The following is a 4,489-nucleotide window of genomic DNA, read 5'->3' as shown; positions in this document are numbered from 1 at the left end:
CCATCCGCTATTTGTTTACCTGCCGTGCGGCGTCGGCGGTGGGCCTGGCGGGGTGGCGTTTGGCCTGAAGCTGGCATTCGGCGATAACGTGCACTGCTTCTTCGCAGAACCTACCCATTCACCGTGCATGCTGCTGGGGATTTATACCGGACTGCACGATACAATTTCTGTGCAGGACATTGGCATCGATAACCTGACAGCGGCAGATGGGCTGGCGGTGGGCCGCGCGTCCGGCTTTGTTGGCCGGGCAATGGAACGTCTGCTCGACGGTCTGTACACCCTGGACGATCAGACTATGTACGACATGCTGGGCTGGCTGGCGCAGGAAGAAGGCATTCGCCTTGAGCCGTCGGCGCTGGCCGGGATGGCCGGTCCGCAGCACGTTTGCGCTTCTGCTGACTATCAGCAAATGCACGGCTTCAGCGCGGAGCAGCTCAATAACGCCACCCACCTGGTGTGGGCGACCGGCGGCGGCATGGTGCCGGAAGCCGAAATGGCGCAGTATCTGACCAAAGGACGTTAAACGCCGCTGAACTTAACGCAGCATCGCCATCAGTTCCATCGGTGAGCGATGTTGCTTCAGAAGGTCACGCATCACGCGCATATGCGGCGCGGTATGATTGAAGAAAGCGCTGTATCCGCCGCAAATCGCACTCTTTCCACTGCTGTCGCGATGCTTTGGGCAATCACCATGGCAAAAGCGTAATAGCGAACACGCCTGGCATTCCGCGCTCAGCGTGGTTCTCTTGGACTGACCAAACGCCGCTGCCCACGGGCTGGCGTTGAGCTCACTCAACGACGTGCGATGAATATTACCCAGGCGAAAATCAGGGTGAACATAGTGATCGCACTGATACAAATCGCCATTCGCTTCCAGAGCAAAAGCATGTCCGCAGGTGGAGCTTAGCGAACACATCTGCGCCGGGTGTCCGCACCATACGCCCAGAGTTGAATCAAATAACTGGACGAATACGCGGCCAATATCTTCTCTGACCCAGATATCAAAGACGGAATTCAGGAAGGTTCCCCACGCCTGAGGCGGGACGGATTCGGCGGTAAGCTCGCCGTCTTCATCATATTCAACCAGCGGAATGAACTGCAAAAAAGGCGTGCCAAGCTGGCGAAGGTAGCGATACATCAACTCAGGTTGCTGGCTGTTCAGAGAATTAACCACTACCAGCAGATTGAACTCCACCTGATGCTTACGGAGCCTGGCAATGGCGTCCACCACCTTATGGTGAGTCGGTTTTCCGCTGCGGTTAACACGATAAGCATCGTGCAACTCGGCGGGGCCATCCAACGAAATCCCCACCAGCCAGCCGTTATCGTGCAAAAACTGACACCATTCGTCGTTGAGCAAAATCCCGTTGGTCTGGAACGCGTTATGGATTTTCTTCCCTTCCCCGTACTGTTTTTGCAACGTCACTACGCGGCGAAAAAAGTCGATGCCACAGAGGGTTGGCTCTCCGCCCTGCCAGGCGAACATTACGTCAGCCCCCGGCTGTGCGGTGATATGCTGACGAATAAACGTCTCTAAGGTGGCGTCATCCATTTCGGGTTGAGTGGGTTTATCGATGTAAAAACAGTAACGACAATCCAGGTTACAACGAGAGCTGGCTGGTTTGGCCATGACCTGACATCCTGTCATGCTAAATTCCCGATAAACGCAATAAGTTGGCGGACATGCGTTACAGCAAACAGTATTGCGAGGGATAACACCGCGAGGGAGATCATAAATTTGTCACGCACCGCGCGAGATTCAGAAAAATCGCTATGCGTAACATCCATCAGATTACGGCTGCGGGTATAGCGCCACAGAACGATCGCCACCATCGCCAGCACCACAATTGAAACCCAAAACAGGAAGCCCGCCTGATGCCAGTTGTGCTTCAGCGCCAACGCCATTAGCGCTCCATAACCCAGAAGCGTACGAAACCAGGCCAGCGATGTTCGCTCCGGTTGTAACCCCGGATCGGCGATACGTCGCGACTTACGGCTATCCGGCATACAGCACCAGTCCCATGACAATCACCGCGACAATAAACAAAATCAGACTGATGATTAACAGGCTATGGGTATAGGGCAAATCCTCTTTCAGGCGCATCGCCCTCTCATTACGCAGCCAGCGCAGGTAGCCATAAATCGCCAGACCACCGGCAAACAGGCATAGCAACAGCGCTAAAAGCTCACGAATTACCGGCGTGGCAAAATCCGGAGCCAGTTGGTCGAGACCAACCCCCGCCGCCAGAAATCCCAGCGCGGTACGGATCCACGCCAGAAAGGTACGCTCATTTGCCAGTGAGAAGCGGTAATCCGGGGCTTCTCCAAGGCGGGAAATTTTCATTCAAACTCCTCTGGCTGTCATTGCCGGATGGCGGCTAATGCCTTATCCGGCCGACAGGTAAGTGCAAATATGAGTATCTGCGCCAATTGGCATTGTAGTCAGAACTTCTGCTTTTTCTCCTCAACTTTTACGCCCTGGGTTGGTAAACCGGTGTCGTAATCGCGTACCACGGGAGAATAGCCGTCTTGCGGGCGCGGGCGAAAAGCGCCCATCCAGCGCGGTACGGCGTCAGGACGCCAGGGACGCAAACTCCACTGATAGGTGCGGAATGGATCGCGGATTTTATCCATATAGTCCAGCAGCGCGTCGTGCATCTGGCAGCGAACATCGGCTAATTGCGGAGAATCTATCTGGTTGTGTAGCTCATCGGGATCGTTTCGTCTGTCGTAAAGCTCATCACTGGTAAACAGGTTCAGCACCAGCTTCCAGTCATCCGTCACCCAGCAACGTACCGGTATAAATCCGCCAAAACTGTCATGTTCAATCTCATAACGATTGAACTCCACCATCACACCGCGTGGTTTTTCAACGGTAAGGATGTTTTCACCCGGCAGGATTTGTGGCTTCTCAATACCCGCCAGCGCCATCATCGTCGGCAGCAGATCGATATGGCTTACCGGCGTGTCTACCTGCATGGATTCTCCCTGAGGCGAGCGCATAATCAGCGGAATTCGCGTGATGTCGTCATACATCGCTGCCCCCTTACTGATGAGCTTATGCGCCCCCATCATCTCGCCATGATCGGAGGTGTAAATGACCCAGGTGTTGTCCCGCTGCATGGGCGTTAAGCTATTAATAACCCGGCCAATCTGGTCATCGACAAAGTCGTTGCAGGCAAAATAGAGCGGATGGTGATAGCGCCCATCATCACCTACCGGCGAAGGCATCGCTTCAGACCAAAGACGATGATGTTCAGGTTTGTTACTCAAAGAGTCGTGCGCCTTCATCCCCAGGTCATAATAAAAATCCTGATATTTCTGCAGATACTCCACGGGACAGGTAAACGGGTGATGCGGCTCGTCGTAGGAAACTACCATCAGGAAGGGTTCTTCATCACGTGCAGGGTGGCGGAGGAAATCAATCGCCCGGTTACTGATGCGGTGCGCCCAGGTAAAGGTTTCATTGATATTGTTATCCAGCAAATCCTCCACGCTGTTCAGACCGTTACGCCACAAACCGATCTCTTTGTCCGTCAGTTCCGCGAGGTAATTTGCCCCGTCATACCAGTAGTCAGCATCCCATTCGGGCGGGCACTCGCCGGTACCAAAGTAATCGTGCCCGTCGAGATGCCACTTGCCGATGTAGCAGGTGTGATAGCCCGCATCCTTAAAATAGCGTCCCATGGTGGAGATATTTTTCCCCGGCGCGACGTTATTGGTCCACGGGCCGGACTGGTTGGCATAAATCCCGGTAAACAGCCCAGCGCGGGCCGGAGTGCACACCGGTGAGCAGGTATAAGCAGAATTGAAGCGAATACCTTCCGCCGCCAGGCTATCAATGTTATTGGTATTCAGCGACTTACCACTATAACAGCCGACCATATTGGTCGCCTGAGTATCAGTCATAATGAACAGGAAATTAGGGCGGGTCATGCTTTATCCTTAGCGTCAGAGACAGAAAGTGCAGTGGCCAAACGACGCGTATGCCAGGTGCTGTAAATTAAATACATCATCACTGCCGCCGTAATTGAGTAGCAGAGAATCGTCAGCCATTGGGTGTTGTACCCTCCAAACTGCGCCAGTCCAGCATAGACGCCGAGCATCGCGGTCAGGATACCGACAGAGGCAAGTTTGGCGTTTTTCCACGGCTTCATGTCTACCGCAAAAGCATCATGGAATTTAAACGGCGTCGCACGCGGCTTGATAATGCCGATAACCAGCATCACCACCACGTTGATGCAGAAGGTACAGGCCAGTACGTAAAGGAAGTGAAAGTCGAACTTCACCAGATAATTAATGGTGATGTAGCTGACGATACCGAGTCCCATAGCGACTTTCGCTGCCAGCGCAGGAATGCGCGGGAAAAAGAATCCCATGATGATGATGGTCACCAACGGCACGTTATAAATACCGTTGAGCTGTTTCATCCAGCTGTAGAGTCCTTCCGGTGCATTAGCGATCCACGGTGCTACCAGCACGGAAATTA

General features: G+C 53.7%; 5 protein-coding genes and 1 pseudogene. 1 reads left to right on the top strand and 5 read right to left on the bottom strand.

Translation table 11 applies throughout. The features are described 5' to 3' along the window. The coding region (locus tag FDW87_RS21355; protein WP_252362919.1) for a D-serine ammonia-lyase at nt 1–523 on the top strand (523 nt) is incomplete at its 5' end. Between the two features lie 12 nt (nt 524–535). Here FDW87_RS21355 and FDW87_RS00910 read toward each other — a convergent pair. The 5 genes and pseudogenes from FDW87_RS00910 to FDW87_RS21350 form a co-directional block, all read right to left on the bottom strand. Continuing rightward, the gene (locus tag FDW87_RS00910; RefSeq protein ID WP_170975091.1) at nt 536–1,648 is read right to left on the bottom strand and encodes an anaerobic sulfatase maturase; all 1,113 of its coding nucleotides are present in this window, start codon (nt 1,646–1,648) and stop codon (nt 536–538) included. Beyond that, nucleotides 1,645–2,007, bottom strand: a complete 363-nt coding sequence (locus FDW87_RS00905) for a DUF202 domain-containing protein (RefSeq protein WP_019078012.1) — start codon at nt 2,005–2,007, stop codon at nt 1,645–1,647. Before FDW87_RS00905 ends, FDW87_RS00910 begins: the two co-directional genes overlap by 4 nt. Further along, nucleotides 1,997–2,344 (bottom strand): YidH family protein, encoded by a 348-nt coding sequence (locus FDW87_RS00900; protein ID WP_016157812.1) that lies wholly within the window; start codon nt 2,342–2,344, stop codon nt 1,997–1,999. The genes FDW87_RS00905 and FDW87_RS00900 overlap by 11 nt, the downstream gene beginning before the upstream one ends. Nucleotides 2,345–2,442: 98 nt before the next feature. Beyond that, on the bottom strand, nt 2,443–3,936 hold the full coding sequence (locus FDW87_RS00895) for a sulfatase-like hydrolase/transferase (protein ID WP_049042660.1): 1,494 nt from the start codon (nt 3,934–3,936) through the stop codon (nt 2,443–2,445). Then, nucleotides 3,933–4,489, bottom strand: a pseudogene (locus FDW87_RS21350) (solute:sodium symporter family transporter); the annotation flags it as partial. The pseudogene FDW87_RS21350 and the gene FDW87_RS00895, both read right to left, overlap by 4 nt.

This window comes from Citrobacter sp. wls826, from assembly GCF_005281245.1.
GTDB classification, from domain to species: domain Bacteria; phylum Pseudomonadota; class Gammaproteobacteria; order Enterobacterales; family Enterobacteriaceae; genus Citrobacter; species Citrobacter braakii.
Note: the sequence above shows the minus strand (reverse complement) of the source record. Positions and strands in the feature narration are given on the sequence as shown.

What these genes read in the sequence shown, in the direction of transcription:
- FDW87_RS00905 (WP_019078012.1), bottom strand. Translation starts at nt 2,007, where the DNA reads ATGCCGGATAGCCGTAAGTCGCGACGTATCGCCGATCCGGGGTTACAA.
- FDW87_RS00900 (WP_016157812.1), bottom strand. Translation starts at nt 2,344, where the DNA reads ATGAAAATTTCCCGCCTTGGAGAAGCCCCGGATTACCGCTTCTCACTG.
- FDW87_RS00895 (WP_049042660.1), bottom strand. Translation starts at nt 3,936, where the DNA reads ATGACCCGCCCTAATTTCCTGTTCATTATGACTGATACTCAGGCGACC.
- FDW87_RS00910 (WP_170975091.1), bottom strand. Translation starts at nt 1,648, where the DNA reads ATGACAGGATGTCAGGTCATGGCCAAACCAGCCAGCTCTCGTTGTAAC.